The organism is Butyrivibrio sp. DSM 10294 (assembly GCF_028539135.1).
GTDB lineage: Bacteria > Bacillota > Clostridia > Lachnospirales > Lachnospiraceae > Butyrivibrio.
The window spans coordinates 1-538 of record NZ_JANSWL010000016.1; the positions used below are offsets into that span (position 1 = coordinate 1).

Sequence of the window (538 nt, forward strand, 5' to 3'; positions counted from 1 at the left end):
ACACAATTATGACATATTTCTCATGCCAGTAACTTTCGACCTATTAAAGGATAGTTAAGTAAAATTAAAGTAACTTAGAAATGACGGAATATGAATACAGTAAGGGGGGAGCAGAGAGGAACTGATTCCTGAAAATCAAAAAAGAGTATGTTTTAAGGAAAACATACTCTCAAAATGACTGGATATTACTTTTTTTGTACAGTAATTGTCCAAGCGGCATCGCCAATCGCCTCGTAGTTAGTAATCGAGTGCCCTTCTTCTGCTGCCCATCTTGGAATGCTTTCTGTCGCTTGTGTGCAATCGAAGTTAATAATTAATTCCTCTCCAGAATGAATGTCTTCAATCGCTTTTTTTGCTTCTATTAATGGGAAAGGACAAACCTGCCCCATTGTTTCTAAAGTTTTTGCCATTTTTAATTCCCTCCTATGCAGTAGTTGATACAGATTGAGCTTTTATTTTTTGCGGTCTTACAAAGACAAAGTAAGACGCAGTCCATGTACCTAAAATAATAAATAATAAAGATAATTCTGTCTTCAAA

At 35.3% G+C, this 538-nt stretch carries 1 protein-coding gene; it reads right to left on the minus strand.

The window, feature by feature from the left end; all coding sequences use genetic code 11:
• Positions 1-185 precede the first annotated feature (185 nt).
• Positions 186-410, minus strand: coding sequence for a sulfurtransferase TusA family protein (locus NXH67_RS00120; RefSeq protein WP_066192709.1), 225 nt, complete (start codon positions 408-410; stop codon positions 186-188).
• Between the last annotated feature and the right edge of the window lie 128 nt (positions 411-538).

Coding starts and splice junctions, on each gene's coding strand:
- NXH67_RS00120 (WP_066192709.1), bottom strand. CDS start 410: ATGGCAAAAACTTTAGAAACAATGGGGCAGGTTTGTCCTTTCCCATTA.